We start from the raw sequence: 19,925 nt of genomic DNA, 5'->3' as shown, positions 1-19,925 counted from the left end.
ATGCGCATGATCGATCGCCGGATGCTGCTGGGGGCGCTGGTCCTGGCCCCTTCCCTCGCCGCGGCCCAGCGGGCGCCGGGGCCGAATGGCGGCATCGTCGTGGTGGCGGATGGCCACCCGATCGAGCTGCGGGTCGCGGGGCTGGAGGTGACCGTCTTCCTCAATGGCGAGGATGGCCGGCCCTCCTCCAGCCGGGGGGCCTCCGGCCGGGTGGTGGTGCAGTCGGGCGGGCAGACGGCGACGGTGCCGCTGGCGCCGGCGGAGCCGAACCGGCTGGTCGGGCGGCTCGCCGGGCCGGTGGCGGCGGCGCGGCTGGTCTTCACCGGCGCCATGGCGGATGGGCACCGGGTGCAGGCGCGATTCGTGCTGGACTAGCGCGGGCCGCCGGCTAGCCGCCGCGCGCCTGGCGCCAGGCCGGGGTGTCCCGCATCAGGCTGAGTTCGACGAGCTGCGCCGGGCCCTCATAGGCCCGGCTGCGCGGGCCATGCAGGCTGAAGGCCGGGTCCCGCTTCAGGGCCGCGAGGTAGCGCCGGTACTCGGCCGAGCCGTCGAAATGCGCGTCCCGCGCCACGGCATCCATGACCCGGGCATGGAAATCCTGCAGGAACTTGAAGTGCAGCAGCACCCCGCTGGGCTGTTCCTCCGCGATGGCCACCGGGCTCAGGGCATGGGCGGAAACGAAGCCCACCCCCTCCCGCCAGCGGACCAGCGGCACCTTGGTCATGTTGGGGGACCGCTTGGGCGCCAGGGCGCGGTACCAGGGGGCCTCCCGCAGGGCGGGCAGGCGCCAGCCGAGGTTGTAGAGCTTCTGCTGCAGCAGCCGCAGCGGCCGGGAGGGATCGGCCTCGGGGAAGAACAGCCGTTCCCGCACCCCGCCGTATTCGGCGACATAGGGGAAGTCGGCCGCCGCTTCCTGCCGCAGCCGGGGCAGCTCGAACCAGCCCGCCGCCTCGGCCAGCGGCTGGCCGGGGCGGTAGCCGGCCTCGGCGAGGGGCTGGCGGGGGAAAAGGTCGAGCATGACGACGCGCAGGGCCTCGGAGCCGAGCCGCTCCAGATGGGCGCAGAGCGCCGGCAGGGCGCCATCGGCCTCGGCGCCGGGGAAGACCAGCACCTCGTCCGCGTCGAACATCAGCGCCCAGTGGCCGCGGGCCCAGCGGTCGAGCACGGCATTGATCCAGTGGATGCCGAAGACCGAGCCGGCATAGCTTTCGGGCGCCTCGACGACATGGACCCGGTCGAAGCCGGCGGCGATGGCGCGGGTCTCGTCGGTCGAGAGGTTGTCGATCAGGATGATCGGGCCGATGCCGATGCGCCGCGCCTCGCCGAGGGCGGCGCCCAGGCGCAGGGCCTCGTTGCGGGCGACGATGACGCCCACCACCTCGCCCGGGGCCGGCTGCGGCGGGTCGCCCACCACGCGCAGGCTGTAGGGCAGCGCCGCTCCCATCTCCACCGTCAAACCGCCACTCCTTGATATTCGGGGGGGGAATGGCACATCCAGCCACGCCCTCCCATGCGCGGGGGGGTGATCACGCCATGATGTGAATGGGCGGCCGCTGCCGGTGGGGCTAAGGGGGCGTCCGATGCCGGGTGCCCGAAGGCCCCGGGCGGCCCTCCCGGCTGCGACCTGATACTCCGCTTCACGATGGCCCGATCCATGATACCCCGACCTGGGCCGCGATGACACCTCGGCGAGGACCGCCGCCACACCCCGCCGTGACACCCCGGCGCGGAACCACTGGTTCATAACGGGGCCCATCCCCCGCAACCAAAAGGCACCATAGCTTGCGCATCCGCCTGCCTGGACCCCATGCCCCCGCCTGGGTGCTGGCCGAAAGCATCGCTGCGGCGATCTTCTCCTTCGCCTCGATGATGGTCATCGGCCGGGTCATCGGCCCGCATGCGACCGGTGTCGGCACCATCGCCATCGCCAGCTTCCTGTTGCTGGAGGTCTTCGGCGCCACCCTCTTCCCCGATGCGCTGGTGCAGTACCGCAAGCTGGACGAGCGGCATGCGAGCAGCGCCGCCACCGCCTCCGTCCTGCTCGGCCTGGTGCTGGGGCTGGCGATGGCGGCGGCCAGCCCCTTCATCGCGGCCAGGACCGGGAGCCCGGAGGTGGTCTGGCTGATCCTCGCGCTCGCGCCGATGATGCCGCTGACGGCCTTTTCCGGCACCGCCTCGGGCCTGCTGCTGCGCGACCAGCGCTACCGGCTGATGTCGATGCGGCTGCTGGTCGGCCAGCCGATCGCCCTGGCGGCGGGGCTCGGCATGGCCGCCGCCGGCTACGGGCCCTGGGCGATGGTGGTGAACCAGTGCGTCGCCACGGTGATCACCTTCCTGCTGCTGCTGCGCGGCGGCAACCTGAAGCTGCGGCCGCGCTGGGACATGGCGGCGCTGCGCGACCTCTGGCCGGTGGCCGGGCCGCAGGTGGCCGGCGTCGCCGTCATGGTCGGGCGCTACCGGCTGTTCCTGCTGGCGCTGGGCTTCGTCGTCAGCCAGTCCGTCCTCGCCGTCTCCCACTTCGCCTTCCGGCTGCTGGATGCGGCGCTGGCCATCGTCTGGCAGACCGTCGGGCGGCTGGCGATGCCGCGGCTCTGCGCCCTGCAGCACGACCGGTCCGCCATGGCCGAGGCCTATGGCGAGCTGGCGCAGCTCCAGGCCCTGCTCGGCCTGCCGATCGCCGCCGGCCTGGCGCTGATCGCCCCCGACCTGGTGCATGGCCTGCTCGGGCCGGAATGGGCCGGGGCGGCGAGTGCCGCCCGGGTCGCCGGCTGCGCCGTGCTGGTGACCTTCCTCTACGGCGACCATGTCGCGCTGTTCGTCGCCATCGGCCGGGCGAAGTGGAATTTCTACGTGGCGCTCGGCACCCTGGTGCTGCCGATGGTGGCGCTGGTGGTGATCCAGCCGGAGACGCCGGAGGCGGTGGCGATGGTCTGGGGCGCGCAATGCCTGCTGTTTGCGCCGGTGCTGGCCTGGGTGGTGCTGCGCCAGCTCCGCCGGTCGCTGTTCTGGCTGGGCCGGAAGGTGGCCCCGGGGGTGCTCGCCACCGCGGCGATGGCGGTGGTGGTGGCGCTGATCGAGCAGGGGCTCGACCTGCCGCCGATCGCCCGGGTGCTGGCCTCGGTGGGGGCCGGTGGCCTCACCTATGTCGCGGTCGCCTGGCTGGCGCTGGGGGGCAAGCTGCCGCCGGCGCTGCTGCGGGCGGCGATGGTCCGGCCGAGCTAGGTTCCTGCCCGCCTGGGGCCTGCGCTTGATCAGGCCCGCGCTTGACTAGGCCTGCGCTTACCTAGGCCCGCAGCCGGCGGCGGAGCGCGCCGGCGGCGATGCGGGCCTGGCGGAAGGCGAGGCCGGGACTGCCCCAGACCACGTGCCGCAGGGCGGCGGCGGGCTCGCCCTCGGCCAGGGCCTGGACGAAGCCGTCGAGGTCCAGCAGGTGCTGGCGGCGGCGCAGCAGGGCCTGCAGCGGCTCGTCCGCCGCCGGCACCAGCGCCCGCATCCGGCGATTGGCGGCGGCCAGATGCCGCGCGCCGCGGCCATGGTTCGAGAGCGAGCCGGGGCGGATGCGGTAGACGTAGCCGGATTCGTCCAGCAGATGCAGCCGGGCGCCCTTGGCGAGGCAGGCGAACAGCAGCAGGAAATCCTCGCCGACGCGGATCTCCTCCGCGTAGCGCAGCCGGTGGCGCACCAGGAAGTCGCGGCGGAACAGCGGCTTGAGGAAGCCGAGCTTGCCCTCCGGCGGCTGGTCCGGCATGTCGCCCTGGACCAGCTCCAGGGGGTCGAGCGGGGCCTGCGGCAGCGCATCCGGCAGCAGCCGGCCGAGCGGCCGGCCGCTGGCGAAGTCGCGCCGTTCCGGGTTGTCCGCGACCAGCTCGGCGCCGAGTCGCTCGGCCCGGGAGATGAGGTGCCGCAGCCGGTCCGGGGCCATCAGGTCATCGGCATCGAGCGGGGCGATCCAGCGGCCACGGGCCAGGGCCAGCCCGGCATTGCGCGCCGCGCTGGGGCCGCCGGCGGTGGCGCGGCGAAGCGGACGGATGCGCCGGTCCCCCGCCGCGGCGGCGGTGATGACGTCCCAGGTCGCATCGCGGGAGCCGTCGTCCACGATGATGATTTCAATGTCATCGAGGGTCTGGGCGAGGCTACTACTGATGGCTTCTGGTAGAAAATCAGCTGTATTATGCGCGGGAATGATGACCGAAGCTGCGATAGGCATCGGGTAGTCCCTGAAGTCAGGGATGGGGTCCTGCCATGCGGCGTGATCGAATACAAATCACAGCCGCTTCGTCGGGCCCACCGTTACTATAAGCGCGATTTCTACTTGGTTGCGCCTGCGAATGACTTCCCGCGAGCGTCACCGGCATTGCCGCGACCGCACAAGCCATGGCATTGGTATATCACAACCTTTATCCGCGTGAGGCGATCACAGCCACGCCAGGACCGATTGGCAATAACGGATATCTGCTACTATTGGGGGTGCAGGGTAATTCCACCACATGGGCTAAAATTTTGGCAAGATATATCAGTCCATCGCAGAACAAACCGCGAGGCCGCCGAAATTCGACGTCATCCATGGAACCGGGGAAACCAAATCCCCTTGGTTACCATGCAGGAGGCGAGCTCATGCAACAACCGCAGGTACTGTCCTAGGCCATGAAAGTTTCAGCAGAAACCGCGGCGATGGCCGAGGCGCCCTCCCCTCCCAAGGGGCGGGCCGTCACTGTCTGCATCTGCACGCATGACCGAACCCATTACCTGCGAAGCTGTCTCGACAGTCTGCGGCGGCAGACCGTCGGGCCCCAGGGCTTCAGCATCGTCGTGGTCGATAGCTGCTCCGGCCCGGAGGCCTCGGCCGAGATCGCCCGGCTGGTCGCCACCATGCCGAATGCCACGATGGTGCGGGTCGATACCCTCGGCATCAGCCTGGCGCGGAATGCCGGGGCGCGGGCCGCGACGGGCGACTACGTCGCCTATATCGACGACGATGCCCAGGCGGCCGCGGACTGGGTCGAGCAGATCATGCAGGTGGTGGCCGATGCGCCGGCCCGGCCGGCGGTGCTCGGCGGCCGGGCCCTGCCGGTCTGGGAGGCGCCCCTCCCCGCCTGGTGGCCCGACAAGCTGATCGGCGTGCTGACCATCACCGAATGGGAAGGCCGCGGCGAGTACCGGACCAAGGAAGTGCCGGAAGGCATCGGCCCCTATGGCGCCAATTTCATCGTCGAGCGCGAGGCGCTGCTGGCGATGGGCGGCTTCATCGAGGACCTGGGACGGCGCGGCAACATGCTGCTCTCGGACGAGGACGTGCATCTCGCCTGGGCGCTCCAGGACAGCGGGCGCTCGACCCGGCACGATGCGCGGATCGTGGTGCACCACAGCATCCAGGCGCAGCGGCTGACGCCGAAATGGCTGCTGAACCGGCTGTACTGGCAGGGCGCCTCCACCGTCGCCACCCGGCGGCTGCTGGGGCACCAGGAGGAAGTCTGGCGCGAGCTGCCGCGGCGGCTGGCCGTCGCGCTGCTGTTCGCACCGGCGGCGCTCATCCCCGCCAGCAGCAGCCTCGCGCTGGGGCTGCGGTGGCGGCTGGCCTATGCGCTGGGCTATATCCGCATGGCGGTGTGGCAGCCGGCGGATATGCCGGCCCGCAGCTAGGGGCCCGCGCTACGGGAAGCCGGCGAGGAAGGCAGCTTCCTCCAACCCGATGGGCTGGCCGAGGGCGCGTTCCGGCACTTCCCAGATGACCACCCGGGGCGGGGTTTCCCGCCAGGCCGGGCTGGCGAAGAAGGCGCGGGCGCTGCCCGCGAAGCCGCTGCCGGCCTGGGCGAAATTCACCACCGTGCCGCGCAGGGCCTGCTGCAGGCGGCCGTGGAAATTCGCATTCAGGCTGTAGCTGCTGCCGATCAGGGCGATCTCGGGCGCCGGGGCCTCGTCCAGCAGGCCGCCGCCGGAGGCTGCCGCCTCGGGCGTGGTGGATTCGACCCGGAGGCGGTCCGCCGCGGGGCGCAAGGCGTCGGGCAGGCGATCGAGGCTCATCAGCCGCAGCAGGTCGCCGGGGCCCTCGCTCTCGGCCGGGGCCGCGCGGGTCCGGAAGGTCTCGGCGCGGGACAGCGGCAGGCTGGCGGTGGCCTCGGCCAGGGCGGCGGCGGCGATGGCGGCGCCGTGCTGGCTCCAATGGGTATCGGTGCGGAAATGCACGGGGCCAGCGGCCTTGCCGGCCTGGAGCGGCGTGAGCCAATCGACCGGGGCGAGCCCGGCCTGGCGCAGCAACGTGGTGGCCTCGGCATGGCGGCGGCCGGCCTGGGCGGAAGGGCGGGCGGCGCAGAGCCGTTCCGGGTTCACCCGCGCCTTGTCCGGGGTGATGGCGACGACGAGGGTGATGCCCCTCTCCCGCAGGGCGGCGGCGATGCGGCCGAGGGCGGCGGCACGCGCCGCCATCGCCGCCTGGGCGCCGGGCCAGGGGCGCAGCTCCTCGGTCAGGAAGAGCCAGCCGTCGCAGCCGACCGCGACCTGCGGGCCGCCGGAGCGGAAGAGGCCCCAGCGCAGCAGCCCGCCGGCGGCGCGCAGCCAAGGGTCGGCCGGCAGGGCATGCGCCATGACGTGGTTGATGGCGCCGGCGGTGCGGCCGGCGAGGAAGGCCTCCCAGGTCAGGGACTCGGCCAGGCGCTGGCGGGAGGCGGGATCGGCCAGCGCGGCGATGCCCTGCCCCGCCCCCCAGAGCAGCAGCGCGATGGCGGCGAGGGCCTGCAGCCGAGCGATGCGGATCGGCATGGCGGCGCGCTCAGAACTGGAAATACAGGAAGGGGACGGCGGCGCGGCTGTAGAGCAGCACGATGCCGAGGGCGAAGGCGGCGAGCGGGGCGACGGGCGCGAGCAGCCGGCCCGATGCCGCCAGGAGCGCGGGCCAGCGCAGCCGCGGCAGATAGATCGCCACCGCGGCGATGAGCAGGCATCCCCATTGGTCCGGCGTGACCTGCCAGGCGAGTTCGTCGGAGAGCGGCCCGCCGTTCAGGCCGAGCATGCCGCGATAGACCCGCCCGGCCTCGGCGAGATCGGCAGCGCGGAAGACGACCCAGCCGAGGATGACGGCGAGCATCAGCAGGGCATGGCCGGCGAGCCAGGGCAGCGGCCGCCCGCCGGCGGCGCGCCACGACCGATGCGCGGCGAGCAGGCCGCCATGCCAGGCGCCCCAGGCGACGAAGGTCCAGTTGGCGCCGTGCCAGAAGCCGCCGATGACCATGGTCAGCAGCAGGTTGATGGTGGTGCGGCGCGGGCCGCGGCGGTTGCCGCCGAGCGGGATGTAGAGATAGTCCCGCAGGAAGCGCGAAAGGGTCATGTGCCAGCGCTGCCAGAATTCCTGGATGCTGCCGGCGAGGTAGGGATTGTCGAAATTCTCCGGGAAGCGGAAGCCGCAGATCGCGGCGAGGCCGATGGCCATGGCGGAATAGCCGGCGAAGTCGAAGAAGAGCTGCAGGGTATAGGCGATGGCGCCGGTCCAGGCATCGGCCAGGCTCGGCGCCGGCAGGGTGAAGGCGGCATCGACCAGCGGCGCAAGCGTATCGGCGAGGCAGACCTTCATGGCGAAGCCGAGCATGAAGCGGCGGGCGCCGAGGCCGAATTGCGCCAGGGAATGGGCGCGGGATCGCAGCTCCCGCTCGATCTCGGCATAGCGGACGATGGGCCCGGCGATGAGCTGGGCGAAGATCGCCTTGTAGGCGGCATAGTCGACGAAGCGGCGGCTGACCGGGACGTCGCCGCGCCGGACATCGATGAGGTAGCTGACCGATTGCAGCACGTAGAACGACAGGCCGATGGGCAGCAGGATCCCGGCCCAGGGCATGGGGGCGAGGCCGGCGGCCAGCAGCAGCGCATTGAGGCTGGCGACGCCGAAATTGGCGTATTTGAAGTAGCCGAGCACGCCGAGGTTGCCGACGAGGCCGAGGACCAGCAGCCGCCGGCCGCGGGGCGTGCCCGGGCCGGCGCGGTCCATCGCCAGGGCGGTGACGAAGGTGAAGCCGGTGACCGCGACCAGCAGCGCCAGGAAATCGACCCGCCACCAGGCATAGAAGCCCCAGGACAGGATCAGGATGGGCCAGTTCCGCCAGCGGAAGGGCGTGGCGAAATAGACCGCGAAGAACAGCGGGAGGAAGAGGAACAGGAACTCGAAGGAGGCGAAGATCACGCGGGCGAATTATCCCGTATATCGTAACATTCTCCGCGCCGATGGCGGGAATGTCGAGACGGGATGCAGGGTTTTCGGCGCTTCCCCGGCAGGCTGGTTCGTGGTGGGGTGACGGCACCAGGGGAGCGCCGCCATGTATCCGAGTCTGCGTTCGCATCGTCCGCTGATCATGGGCCGCAGCGGGGCGGTGGCGACCAACCATCCGGTGGCGACCCAGGCGGGGCTGGACGTGCTGCGGGCCGGCGGCACGGCGATGGATGCGGCGGTCGCCATCTCCCTGACCCTCGGCGTGGTCGAGCCGCAGATGTCGGGCCTCGGCGGCGACGGCTTCTTCAACGTGCATCTGCCGGGCCGGCCGGGCCTCTGCGTCAACGCGACCGCGGCGGCGCCGGCGGCGGCGACCGTCGCGCGGTACCGGGCCGAAGGCGGCGTGCCGGTGGATGGGCCGCTCAGCGTGCAGACGCCGGGGCTGCTGGCCGGGCTGGCGATGCTGCATGCCGGGCATGGCACCCTCCCCTGGGCCCGGCTGGTGGCGCCGGCCGAGGCGGCGGCGCGGGAGGGCTTCGCCGCGACCCATGCCTACCGGCATTTCGCCGCCGAGAATCTCGGGCGGCTGCGGCGGGATGCGGGGAGCGCGGCGCGCTTCCTGGTAGCGGGCGAGGCCCCTGCCCTGGGCCATGTGCTGGCGCAGCCGGAGCTGGCGGAAACGCTCGGCGAGATCGCCCGCGACGGAGCGGAGGGCTTTTATCGCGGCAAGCTGGCCAGGCGGCTGGCCGCCGGGATCGCCAAGGCGGGCGGGCTGGTGGCGGAGGGCGACCTGGCCGGTTGCGCGGCGGAGCGGCAGGCGCCGATCTCGGTGCCCTATCGCGGCTTCGAGGTGCGGCAGACCGGGCCGAACTCGACCGGCTTCAGCTTCCTGCAGATGCTGCGGATCATCGAGCGCTTCGACGTGGCGGCGCTGGGCCGGGACAGCGCGGCGCTGATCCACCTGCTGGTGGAGGCGAAGAAGCGGGCCTTCCTCGACCGCGAGACCTATGGGGCGGACCCGCGGCTGCGGGAGGTGCCGCTGGACCGGCTGCTCTCGGCCGAGCACGTGGCGATGCATGCGGCGGCGATCGACCCGGGGCGGGCGGCACACCTGCCGGTGCGGGCGATGGCGGAAAGCGACACGACCTATTTCTGCGTGGTCGATAAGGCGGGGAATGCGGTTTCGGCGATCCAGTCGATCAACTCGGCCTTCGGCAGCGGGGTGACGGCGGGGGATACCGGCGTCCTGATGAACAACCGCATGGCCTATTGGCACCTGGACGAGGGGCATGCGAACCAGCTCCGCCCCGGGCAGCGGGTGCGGCATACGATGAATGCGCCGATGGTCCTCCGCGACGGTCAGCTCTGGGGCCTGTTCGGCACGCCGGGGGCGGACAACCAGGTGCAGGTGAACCTGCAGATCCTGGTGGGGATGGCGGATTTCGGCCTCGATGCGCAGCAGGCGGTGGAAGCGCCGCGCTGGACCAGCAGCCAGCCGGGCCAGGCGGCGAATTACCCGCATGGCGGGGATGCGGTGCTGACCATGGAGGCCGGGCTGGCCGCTGCGGCGCCGGGGCTGGAGGCGCTGGGGCACCAGGTGAAACTCGTGCCGCCGCTGGAGGGGGCCTGCAGCGTCGCCGCCATCCGGGTGCTGGAGAACGGCGTGCGGGCGGCGGGGAACGATCCGCGGCGGGATGGCTGGGCGGGGGCCTACTAGCGTGCTGCGCTTCGCGCTGCGGCGGCTGGTGGTGGCGCTGCTGGTGGCGCTGACGGTGATGACCCTGAGCTTCGCGCTGACGCGGGTCTCGGGCGACCTGGCGATTTCCATCGCCGGGGCCTCGGCGACCGAGCAGGACGTGGCGCTGATCCGCACGGCCTATGGGCTGGACCGGCCGTTGGCGGTGCAGTTCCTCGACTGGGTCGGGCGCGCGGCGGTGGGCGACTTCGGCGAGAGCTATTTCTTCAAGGCGCGGGTCTCCGACCTGATCTTCGAGCGGATGCCGATCACCCTGACCCTCGGGCTGACCGGGCTGGCGATCGCGCTGGTGGTCTCGATCCCGCTCGGCGTGCTGGCGGCGGTCCGGGAGAACAGCTGGGTGGACCGGCTGGTGCAGCTGTTTGCCATGATCGGCCAGGCGATGCCGAGCTTCTGGCTGGGGCTGATCCTGATGATCACCCTCGGGCTGAACCTCGGCTGGCTGCCGATCTCGGGGACGGGGTCCTGGGAGCATTTCGTCATGCCGGGGATCGTGCTGGCGTTTTCCGCCATCCCGGCGCTGACGCGGCTGACGCGGAGCGGGATGATCCAGGCGCTGGGCTCGGACTACATCCGCACGGCGCGGGCCAAGGGGCTGTCGCGGCTGTCGATCCTGGGGAAGCATGCGCTGCGGAATGCGGCGATCCCCGTAGTTTCCATTGCGGCGGTGCAGCTCGGCTTCATGCTGGGCGGGTCGATCGTGATCGAGACGGTCTTCGCGCTGCATGGCGTCGGCTTCCTCGCCTGGGAGAGCATCAGCAAGAACGACTTCCCGGTGGTGCAGGCGGTGGTGCTGGTGCTGGCGCTGATCTACATCGCGCTGACCATGGCGGCCGACCTGCTGAATGGATTGCTTGATCCCAGGCTGCGCGCCCAATGAAGAAGGCGGGGCTGATCCTCGGCGGGATCATCATCGGCATCGTCGTGGTCTGCGCAGTCTTCGCGCCCTGGATCATGCCGCAGGATCCCTTCGCGCAGGACCTCGACAACCGGCTCGCGGTGCCCTTCTGGATGGAGGGCACGAAGCCGGGCTTCTGGTTCGGCACCGACGGGATCGGGCGGGACTACCTCTCGCGGCTGATCTACGGGGCGCGGATCTCGCTGCTGATCGGGCTGCTAACGGTGGTGACCTCGGGGGCGATCGGCATCACCCTCGGCGTGGTCGGCGGGTTCTTCGGCGGCCGCGTCGATGATGCGGTGCTGTTCGCCATCACCTGCCGGCTGGCGATCCCGGTGGTGCTGGTGGCACTCGCGGTGGTGGGGCTGCTGGGGTCGAGCCTGACGCTGGTCATTCTCGTGCTGGGGCTGCTGCTGTGGGACCGCTTCGCCGTCGTGGCGCGGTCCACCACCATGCAGGTGCGCAACCTCGATTACGTGGCGGCGGCCTGGGCGGCCGGGTGCTCGACGCCGCGGATCCTGCTGCGGGAGGTGCTGCCGAATATCGCCAGCCATCTGGCGGTGGTGGCGACGCTGGAGATGGCGCTGGCCATTCTGCTGGAGGCGACCTTGAGCTTCCTCGGCCTCGGGGTGCCGCCGCCCCTGCCCTCCTGGGGGCTGATGATCGCGGAGGGGAAGGACTACATGTTCTTCAGCCCTTGGGTAATCTTCATTCCCGGCGTGGCGCTCTTCGTGCTGGTGATCGGGATCAACCTGCTGGGCGACGGGCTGCGGGACCTGCTGGGGACGGGGGATACGCGGTGAGCCTTCTCGAAATCGAAGGGCTGCGGGTCACCTTCGGGCAGACGGCGGCCGTGCGCGGGGCGTCCTTCAGCGTGGCGCGGGGGGAGACGCATTGCGTCGTCGGCGAGAGCGGCTGCGGCAAGTCGGTGACGGCGCTGGCGGTGATGGACCTGCTGGTGCGGGGCGCGCGGCGGAGCGCGGACCGGATGACGTTCGGCGGCGAGGATCTGCTGACCCTGCCGGCCAAGCGGATGGCGGCGCTGCGGGGCGACCGGATGGCGATGATCTTCCAGGAGCCGATGACCAGCCTGAACCCGGCCTATACCATCGGCTCGCAGATGGCGGAGGTCTTCACCCGGCATCGCGGCGGCAGCCGGGCGGCGGCGCTGGAGCGGGCGGCGGGCCTGCTCGGCCGCGTCGGGATCACCGCGCCGGGGATGCGGCTGGGGCAGTTCCCGCACCAGCTCTCGGGCGGGCTGCGGCAGCGGGTGATGATCGCCATGGCGCTGATGTGCGACCCGGAGCTGCTGATCGCGGACGAGCCGACGACGGCGCTCGACGTGACGGTGCAGGCGCAGATCCTGCGGCTGCTGGCGGAATTGCAGCGCGACCTGGGGCTGGCGATCCTGCTCATCACTCATGACCTCGGCATCGTCGCCCGGATCGCCCACAAGGTGAGCGTGATGTATGCCGGCGAGGTGGTCGAGAGCGGGGCGACGGCGCCGATCTTCGCCGCGCCCTCGCATCCCTATACCCGCGGGCTGCTGCGCTGCGTGCCGGTGCCGGGCAAGGTGAAGCGGGGTGACCTGCTGGGCAGCATCCCCGGCGTGGTACCGCGGATCGCGCCGGGCTTCGTCGGCTGCGGCTTCCGGGACCGCTGCGAGCATGCGGCGGCGGAATGCGCGGCGCCGGTACCGCGGCAGGATGCGGGGGGCGGGCATGACTACCTCTGCCGCCTCCAGCCGGGGTGGGCGGCATGAGCGGGCCGGCGATCGAGGTCAGGGGGTTGCGGCGGACCTTCCGCGTGGGTGGCGGGCTGCTTGGGCGGGACCGGGAGGTGGTCGCGGTCGACGATGTCTCCTTCCAGGTGCCGAAGGGCGGCGTGCTGGGGGTCGTCGGCGAATCCGGCTGCGGCAAGTCCACTCTGGCGCGGGTCATCCTCGGGCTGCTGCCGCCGACGGCGGGCGAGGTGCTGGTGGAGGGGCAGCGGCTCGACACCATGGACCGCCGGGCACGGGCGCGGCTGATCCAGCCGGTGTTCCAGGACCCCTTCGCCTCGCTCAATCCGCGGCGGCGCATCCGCGACATCGTGGCGATGCCGCTGGAGGCGCAGGGCGGCATTGCGCGGCGGGAGGTGGAGGCGCGGGTCCTCGAAATGCTGGGGCGGGTCGGGCTCTCGGCCGAGCAGGCGGGGCGGTATCCGGCGCAGCTCTCGGGCGGGCAGCGGCAGCGGGTGGCGATCGCGCGGGCGCTGGTGCTGCGGCCGCGGATCGTCATCTGCGACGAGCCGACGTCGGCGCTGGATGTGTCGGTGCAGGCGCAGATATTGAACCTGCTGGCGCAGTTGCGGCGGGACCTGGACCTGACGCTGTTGTTCATCAGCCACAACCTGGCGGTGGTGGAGCACGTGGCGACGGAGGTGGCGGTGATGTACCTCGGGCGCATCGTCGAGCGGGGAGAGGCGGATGCCTTGTTCCGGGCGCCGCGGCATCCCTATACGCGGGCGCTGCTGGCGAGCGTGCTGACGCCGGAGCCTGGGCTTGGCGTGCCGGATGTAGGGCTAGGGGATGTGCTGCCCGACCCGGCGAATATCCCGCCCGGCTGCCGCTTCCACCCGCGCTGCCCGATCGCGGAGCCGCGCTGCGCCATCGATGTGCCGCAACGCGGCGCGGTGGAATGCCTGCTGGCGGCCGACTGATAAAAATAGAAGGGGGATTGGGGGGATACCTCCCCCCAACCTTTCTTTACGCGATCACGAAATCCGCCGCCGACACCCCCGCCGGCTTCGTCGTCAGCACCGCGAAGTTCACGAGGTCATCGCGCGACCCGCCATCCGCGTCGAAGAAGAGATTGCCGGTATCCGCGTCATAGAGGATGCGGTCATCGGCGGATTCGGCCGCGGACAGCAGGGCGAAGGAGTCCGCCGCCAGCACGCCGGCGGGCAGGCCCTGGAAGACCCGGCCGTCGAGCTGGATGGTATCGTCGGCCGCGACGAAGTCGACGATGCTGTCCGGGCTGGTGTCGCAGCTGTCGAAGACGAAGGTATCGGCACCGCCGCCGCCGAGCAGGGAATCCTGGCCGGCACCGCCGGTCAGGGTATCGTTGCCGGCGCCGCCGACGAGGAAGTCGCGGCCGCTGCCGCCGGTGACGGCATCGTCGCCCATGCCGGCGTTGACGTAGTAGGCCTCGGTATCGTGGCTGTGGTCGATGACGTCGTTCGCCATGGTGCCGAGCTGGACCGCCTCGAACTGGTCACCGCGCTGGGTGCCGGCGACCAGGTCGCGGACGTCGAAGGTGGAGCCGTGGGTCGCCTTGAAGGTGATGCCCTCGTCGTCGAAGCGGCTGATGGGGCCCTTCAGGCCGTCGGCGCCGTCCTCCATCTGGAAGCGGACGGCGAGGCCGCCGTCCTGGTTCAGCATGGTGGCGCCGTCGTTGGCGTTGCCGTTGCCGACCTCGGCGCTGGTGAAGGTCAGGCGGATCTGTTGGCCGTGGCCGTGCTGGACCAGCACCGTGTCGTCGCCGGCGCCGAGATCGACGGTGTCGGCTCCGTCGCGGGCGGGCTTGAAGACGGCGGTGTCGTTGCCGGCGCCGCCGAGCAGGGAATCGTCGCCGCGGCCGCCCTTCAGCCGATCGTCGCCGGCGCCGCCGACCAGGAAGTCGTTGCCACGGCCGCCGGTCAGGCTGTCGTTGCCCATGCCGGCGTTGATGTAATAGGCCTCGCGGCTGCCGCTCTCGTTGATGCGGTCGTTCCCGGCGGTGCCGAGGGTGACGGCATCGAACTGGTCGCCGCGCTGGGTGCCGGCGACGAGGTCGCGGACGTCGAAGGTCAGGCCGGGGCTGGCCGACTTGAAGGTGATGCCCTCGTCGTCGAAGCGGCTGACCGGGCCGGTGAGGCCATCGGCGCCGTCCTCGGCCTGGAGCCGGACGGCGAGGCCGCCGTCCTGGTTGGCCATGGTGTTGGAATCGAGCGGGTTGCCGTTGCCGACCTCGGCGCTGGTGAAGGTGAGGCGGACCTGCTCGGCGGCGCCCTTGACCAGGACGGTGTCCTCGCCCTTGCCGAGGTCCTGGCTGGTGGCGGCGTCCTTGGTAACGTCGAGGCGGGCGGTATCATCGTGGCGGCCGCGCCAGAGGCTGGCGAGCGGCGCCTTCACCTGCTGCAGGATGTCGGCGATCGGCGCAAAATCGAACTGTTTCCAGGCCATGCTGCTGTCGTCTCCCATAGGATGAACCCGGCGGTCCATCGGATGGGTTACGGGCCTGCAATGCGGCCGGATGCGCAACCAGCGGAAAAATATGGAGGTCCGTCGAAATTGGCGGCCGGACCCCCTCGATTTGGGTTACCGGCGGTTCAGCCTTGCAGGAAAGGATTCCGCTTCCGCTCATGGCCCAGGGTCGAGCCGGGGCCATGGCCGCAGAGGAAGGAGATGTCGTCCCCCAGCGGCAGCAGCTTGCCATGGATGGCGGCCAGCAGCGCGGCATGGTCGCCGTAGGGGAAGTCGGTGCGGCCGATGGAGCCGCGGAAGACCACGTCGCCGACGACCGCCAGGCGCAGCGCCTCGCTGACGAAGACGATGTGGCCCGGGGTATGGCCGGGGCAGTGGAGGACGGCGAAATCCTCGCCGGCGATGGCGACGGTATCGCCCTCCGCCAGCCAGCGGTCCGGCGTCACGTTGCGGCTGGCGAGGCCGTATTTGGCGCCCTGGGTCTCGAGCGCCTGGAGCAGGAATTCGTCGCGCCGATCGGGGCCGATGATGGGCGGGCTGTCCGGCAGGGCATCCTTCAGCTCGGCGGCGCCGCCGGCGTGGTCCATGTGGCCGTGGGTGAGGAGGATGGACTCGACGGTGATCTTCAGCTCGGCGACGGCGGTGAGGATGCGGTCGACCTCGCCGCCGGGGTCGATGACCACGCCGCGCAGGGTGACGTCGTCCCAGAACAGCGAGCAATTCTGCTCGAAGGGGGTGACGGGGATGACGGCGGCCTTGAGCGCCATGCGGCTTACTTCCACTTCGCCAGGTAGAAGCGCGGGAGTTCGTCCCGCGTCGGCTTGAAGTCGAGCTGCTTGCTGAAGCCGTAGATGGTGACGTAGGTGTGCAGCGGCAGCCAGTAGGCGTTCTCGGTGATGCGGCGGATGGCCGCGCTGTAGGCGGTTTTGCGGGTGGCCTCGTCGGTGGTGGCGCCGCCCTCGGCGATGAGCTTCTGGACCTCCGGGTCACGCGTGTAGTCCTCGGAGCCGCCGCCGAACATGACCGGCAGGATGGCGGAGACGTCGTTGACCGAGTAGCTGCCCCAGCTTCCCATATACAGCGGGTTGCGGCCTTCCCAGGCGCGCTGCACCGCCGCGGCGACCTGCATCTGGTTCACCTTGGCGCGGATGCCGACGGCGCCGAGGTAGCTCTGCACCGAGGCGGTCCATTGCGGGGTGACGTAGCTGACCAGCTCCATCTCGAAGCCATTGGCGAAGCCGGCCTCGGCGAGCAGTGCCTTCGCCTTGGTGGGGTTGTAGTCGTAGAGGACGGCGGCCGAGGCGTCGCAGCCGAACTGCGAGGGATAGCAGGGCGCGGCGGGGACGCGGGAGCCGCCGGTGATGAGGCGGTTGGCGATGGTCTCGCGGTCGATCGCATGCCAGATCGCCTGGCGGACCTTGAGGTTGGTGAGCGGATTGCCGGGGCCGCTGCGGCCGGCGGCATCGATCGAGAGGTAGCCGACGCGCATCGACTCCTGGCGCACCGCCTGGACCATCGGCAGGCGGTTGATGTTGTCGAACTGGTCGGGATTGACGTTCCAGACCCAGTCGGCGCGGCCGGACAGCAGCTCGGTCATCTCGGTGGTGGCGTCGGGGACGAAGCGGACCTGCAGGCGGCGGATGGCGGGGCGGCCCTTGGGGCTGCCGGCCCAGTAGTCCTCGAAGCGCTCATACTCGACGCTGGCACCGGGCTCGAATTTAGTGATGCGATAGGGGCCGGAGCCGACGGGGGCCTTGGTATAGGCCTCCGGCCCGACGCGCTGGCGATAGGCCGCGGGGTAGATCGGGATCACCAGCGCGAAATATTCGAGCGCGGCCGGGGTCGGCTGCTTCAGGTTCACCCGGACCTTGAAGTCGTCGATCTTCTCGGCATTGGCGATCCAGGAGAAGTTGCTGGGCGTCGCCACCCGGCTTTCCGGGCTGCTGGCGAGGTTCAGGGTATAGACCACGTCATCGGCGGAGAAGGCGCTGCCGTCGTGGAACTTCACGCCGCGGCGGAGGGTGAACTCCAGCTGCTTGGGGTCCACCCAGTGCCATTCGGTGGCGAGCAGCGGCTTCAGCTCGAAGCTGTCGGGGTCGCGGTGGACCAGCGTGTCCCAGGCCTGGTGCGCCTGCACGAGGCCGGTGCGGAGCGAGTTGTAGTAGGGGTCGATATTCGGCAGCGCGAAGCGGTCGACGATGCGGAGGGTGTCCTGCGCCTTCTGCGCCGCGGCATCCCGAGCCAGGGCGAGGCCCGCGGCCGTGCCGGCGCCCGCCAGCAGCATATCCCGTCGCAGCATGTGATCCGCCCCCCGCTTCCGTGCCGCGAGGCTAGGGCAGGCGCCGGTGCGGCGGCAAGCGGGCTGGACGCCCCGGGCTGGACGGATGCGGCGCGGCACCGCAGGTTGGCGGCGATGCCAGATCAACCACGCGCTGCGAATGGCGGAGCCCTGCCGCCCCGGGCGGTCGCCGCCATGCTCATGCTCTGCCTGGTCTGGGGGCTGAACCTGGTCGCCATCAAGCTGGGCAATGCGGGGATCGCGCCGGTGCTGCAGGCGGGGCTGCGGTCCGTCATCGCCGGGGTGCTGCTGCTAAGCTGGTGCCGCTGGCGGGACATCCGCTTCGGCGACTGGTGGCGGGACGGGACCCTGTTGCCGGGCGTGGTGGCCGGGGCGCTCTTCGCGGTGGAATTCGTTGCGCTGTTCATCGGCGTCGGGCTGACCACGGCCTCGCGCGGGGTGGTCTTCCTCTATGGCGCGCCCTTCTTCGTGGCGCTGGGGGCGCATTGGCTGATCCCGGACGACCGGCTGAACGCGGCCAAGGCCGTCGGGCTGCTGGTCGCCTTCGGCGGGCTGGCGCTGGCCTTCGCCGAGGGGCTGCGGGCGCCGGCCGGGGAGATGGCGCTGCTCGGCGATGCGCTGTGCCTGCTGGGCGGGGCCTTGTGGGGGGCGACGACGGTGCTGGTGAAGGCCTCCCGCCTCAGGGCGGCGCCGCCGCTGCTGGTGCTGGTCTACCAGCTCGCGGTCTCGGCGCCGCTGCTGCTGCTGGCCTCCTGGGCGCTGGGGGAGGACTGGCGGATCGCGCCGACGCCGCTGGTGCTGGGGGCGCTGCTGTACCAGGGCTTAGGGATAGCCGGGATCAGCTATGCGGTCTGGTTCGGGCTGGTGTCGAAGCATTCGGCCTCGCGGCTCGCGGCCTTCAGCGTGCTGACGCCGATCTTCGGGGTGGTGGCGGGCTGGGCGCTGATGGGGGACCGGCTTGGCAGCCTGTTCGGCGCGGCGGTGGTGCTGGTGGCGCTGGGCCTCTGGCTGGTGAACCGGCCGGCGGCACGCCGGGCTTGATGACAAAGACGCAACCTGTCCGGCGGTCACCGGGCCTCGGATAGCGGTCCTGCTGCGCTGCGCCGCAGCAATGGACGGTTTTTCGCGCTTTTGCATGAAATTTGGGCGGAACGGTTGCGTATCGGCCTGATCCGGCCGGACAGCGCTTGGCATGCATCTCGCAATACCGTGTCCGCATCCGAACGCCCGGCAAGGGTGACGCGGCTGCTTGCCGCCAATAGGAAGGAAAAATCGGTGACCTCGAACACCCCCCGCTTCACCCGGCGCGCGACGCTCGGCGGCTTCGGCGCCGCCCTCGCCCTGCCCTCCATTAAGCCGTCCTTCGCCCAGTCGGCGCCGATCAAGGTCGGCGTGCTGCATTCGCTGTCCGGCACCATGGCGATCAGCGAGACGGCGCTGCGCGATACCGTGCTGATGATGGTCGAATACGCCAACAGCAAGGGTGGCGTGCTCGGCCGCCGGCTCGAGGCGGTGGTGGTCGACCCCGCCTCCAACTGGCCGCTGTTCGCCGAGAAGGCGCGCGAGCTGCTGGCAGTGCACAAGGTGGACGTGACCTTCGGCTGCTGGACCTCGGTCTCCCGCAAGTCCGTCCTCCCGGTCTTCGAGGAGCTGAACGGGTTGCTGTTCTACCCCGTCCAGTACGAGGGCGAGGAGGAGAGCAAGAACATCTTCTACACCGGCGCCGCGCCGAACCAGCAGGCGATCCCGGCGGTCGAGTACCTGATGTCGAAGGACGGCGGCGAGGCGAAGCGCATCGCGCTGCTGGGCACCGACTACGTCTATCCGCGCACCACCAACCGCATCCTCCGCGGCTTCCTGAAGTCGAAGGGCATCGCCGATGCCGACATCATGGAGGAATACACGCCTTTCGGGCATTCCGACTGGCAGGGCATCGTCGCCCGGGTGAAGCGCTTCGCCGGCGAGGGCAAGAAGACCGCCATCGTCTCCACCATCAACGGCGATGCCAATGTCCCCTTCTACCGCGAGCTGGGCAACCAGGGGATCAAGGCCGAGGACATCCCCTGCGTCGCATTCAGCGTGGGCGAGGAGGAGCTGGCCGGCATCGATACCAAGCCGCTGGTCGGGCACCTGGCCGCCTGGAACTACTTCATGTCCACGCCGGGCAAGCCGAACGAGGAGTTCAAAGCGCTCTGGCAGTCCTACATCAAGAATCCGAAGCGGGTGACCAACGACCCGATGGAGGCCACCTATACCGGCTTCCGCATGTGGATGCAGGCGGCGGAGAAGGCCAAGTCCACCGCGGTCGGTGCCGTCACCCCGGCGCTGATCGGCCAGAAGCTGATGGCGCCCTGCGGCTACGAGGAGGAGATGCTGCCGAACCATCACCTCTCGAAGCCGGTGCTGATCGGCGAGATCCAGGCCGATGGCCAGATCAACACCGTCTGGAAGACCCCGGATGCGGTGAAGGCCGAGAATTGGTCGCCGTATATCCCGGAGAATGCCAACCGCCGTCGGTAAGCATGCTGGGGCGGCGCCGGCTCATGCCGGCGC

General features: G+C 70.7%; 17 protein-coding genes. 10 read left to right on the top strand and 7 right to left on the bottom strand.

Annotated features, from left to right (window positions below; translation table 11 throughout):
• Positions 1-6: 6 nt before the first annotated feature.
• Entirely contained in the window at positions 7-375 is a 369-nt protein-coding gene (locus tag AC0IW9_RS16610) for a hypothetical protein (protein WP_471649391.1), read from the top strand.
• Positions 376-388: 13 nt separating this feature from the next.
• Here the strand turns inward: AC0IW9_RS16610 and AC0IW9_RS16605 are convergent, their stop codons facing one another.
• A complete protein-coding gene (locus tag AC0IW9_RS16605; RefSeq protein ID WP_471649435.1) occupies positions 389-1,450 on the bottom strand; it encodes a glycosyltransferase family 2 protein in 1,062 nt (353 codons plus the stop codon).
• Between the two features lie 332 nt (positions 1,451-1,782).
• Here AC0IW9_RS16605 and AC0IW9_RS16600 point away from each other — a divergent pair, with 332 nt between their 5' ends.
• Positions 1,783-3,222: an oligosaccharide flippase family protein gene (locus AC0IW9_RS16600; RefSeq protein WP_471649390.1), complete on the top strand. Its 1,440-nt coding sequence runs from the start codon at positions 1,783-1,785 to the stop codon at positions 3,220-3,222.
• Positions 3,223-3,283: 61 nt separating this feature from the next.
• On the opposite strand, the gene AC0IW9_RS16595 is transcribed toward AC0IW9_RS16600, so the two are convergent.
• Positions 3,284-4,207, bottom strand: coding sequence for a glycosyltransferase family 2 protein (locus tag AC0IW9_RS16595; protein WP_471649389.1), 924 nt, complete (start codon positions 4,205-4,207; stop codon positions 3,284-3,286).
• Positions 4,208-4,644: 437 nt separating this feature from the next.
• Between AC0IW9_RS16595 and AC0IW9_RS16590 the strand changes: the two genes are divergently transcribed.
• A complete protein-coding gene (locus AC0IW9_RS16590; RefSeq protein WP_471649388.1) occupies positions 4,645-5,640 on the top strand; it encodes a glycosyltransferase family 2 protein in 996 nt (331 codons plus the stop codon).
• A 9-nt stretch (positions 5,641-5,649) separates the two neighbouring features.
• On the opposite strand, the gene AC0IW9_RS16585 is transcribed toward AC0IW9_RS16590, so the two are convergent.
• On the bottom strand, positions 5,650-6,756 hold the full coding sequence (locus AC0IW9_RS16585) for an alginate O-acetyltransferase AlgX-related protein (protein WP_471649387.1): 1,107 nt from the start codon (positions 6,754-6,756) through the stop codon (positions 5,650-5,652).
• A 10-nt stretch (positions 6,757-6,766) separates the two neighbouring features.
• Positions 6,767-8,167, bottom strand: a complete 1,401-nt coding sequence (locus tag AC0IW9_RS16580) for an MBOAT family O-acyltransferase (protein ID WP_471649386.1) — start codon at positions 8,165-8,167, stop codon at positions 6,767-6,769.
• Between the two features lie 133 nt (positions 8,168-8,300).
• Here AC0IW9_RS16580 and ggt point away from each other — a divergent pair, with 133 nt between their 5' ends.
• From ggt to AC0IW9_RS16555, 5 genes are read left to right on the top strand one after another with little or no spacing between them, the layout of a single operon-like run.
• Entirely contained in the window at positions 8,301-9,911 is a 1,611-nt protein-coding gene (gene ggt / locus AC0IW9_RS16575; protein ID WP_471649385.1) for a gamma-glutamyltransferase, read from the top strand.
• 1 nt (position 9,912) lies between these two features.
• The gene (locus tag AC0IW9_RS16570; protein ID WP_471649384.1) at positions 9,913-10,830 is read left to right on the top strand and encodes an ABC transporter permease; all 918 of its coding nucleotides are present in this window, start codon (positions 9,913-9,915) and stop codon (positions 10,828-10,830) included.
• Complete coding sequence (locus AC0IW9_RS16565) at positions 10,827-11,651, top strand: ABC transporter permease (RefSeq protein ID WP_471649383.1); 825 nt, start codon at positions 10,827-10,829, stop codon at positions 11,649-11,651. Before AC0IW9_RS16570 ends, AC0IW9_RS16565 begins: the two co-directional genes overlap by 4 nt.
• A complete protein-coding gene (locus tag AC0IW9_RS16560; protein WP_471649382.1) occupies positions 11,648-12,610 on the top strand; it encodes an ABC transporter ATP-binding protein in 963 nt (320 codons plus the stop codon). The genes AC0IW9_RS16565 and AC0IW9_RS16560 overlap by 4 nt, the downstream gene beginning before the upstream one ends.
• A complete protein-coding gene (locus AC0IW9_RS16555; protein ID WP_471649381.1) occupies positions 12,607-13,548 on the top strand; it encodes an ABC transporter ATP-binding protein in 942 nt (313 codons plus the stop codon). The genes AC0IW9_RS16560 and AC0IW9_RS16555 overlap by 4 nt, the downstream gene beginning before the upstream one ends.
• Before the next feature lie 46 nt (positions 13,549-13,594).
• On the opposite strand, the gene AC0IW9_RS16550 is transcribed toward AC0IW9_RS16555, so the two are convergent.
• From AC0IW9_RS16550 to AC0IW9_RS16540, 3 genes are all read right to left on the bottom strand, one after another.
• Positions 13,595-15,052, bottom strand: a complete 1,458-nt coding sequence (locus tag AC0IW9_RS16550) for a calcium-binding protein (RefSeq protein WP_471649380.1) — start codon at positions 15,050-15,052, stop codon at positions 13,595-13,597.
• Between the two features lie 146 nt (positions 15,053-15,198).
• Complete coding sequence (locus tag AC0IW9_RS16545; protein WP_471649379.1) at positions 15,199-15,840, bottom strand: MBL fold metallo-hydrolase; 642 nt, start codon at positions 15,838-15,840, stop codon at positions 15,199-15,201.
• A gap of 5 nt (positions 15,841-15,845) precedes the next feature.
• Entirely contained in the window at positions 15,846-17,372 is a 1,527-nt protein-coding gene (locus AC0IW9_RS16540) for an ABC transporter substrate-binding protein (protein ID WP_471649378.1), read from the bottom strand.
• Between the two features lie 174 nt (positions 17,373-17,546).
• Here AC0IW9_RS16540 and AC0IW9_RS16535 point away from each other — a divergent pair, with 174 nt between their 5' ends.
• Together AC0IW9_RS16535 and urtA are read left to right on the top strand one after the other, a co-directional pair.
• Entirely contained in the window at positions 17,547-18,413 is an 867-nt protein-coding gene (locus AC0IW9_RS16535) for a DMT family transporter (protein WP_471649377.1), read from the top strand.
• A 300-nt stretch (positions 18,414-18,713) separates the two neighbouring features.
• Positions 18,714-19,892, top strand: coding sequence for an urea ABC transporter substrate-binding protein (gene urtA, locus AC0IW9_RS16530; protein ID WP_471649434.1), 1,179 nt, complete (start codon positions 18,714-18,716; stop codon positions 19,890-19,892).
• Positions 19,893-19,925: the final 33 nt, after the last annotated feature.

Source organism: Belnapia sp. AC561, from assembly GCF_979252845.1.
This window is presented reverse-complemented; position numbering and strand designations above follow the sequence as displayed.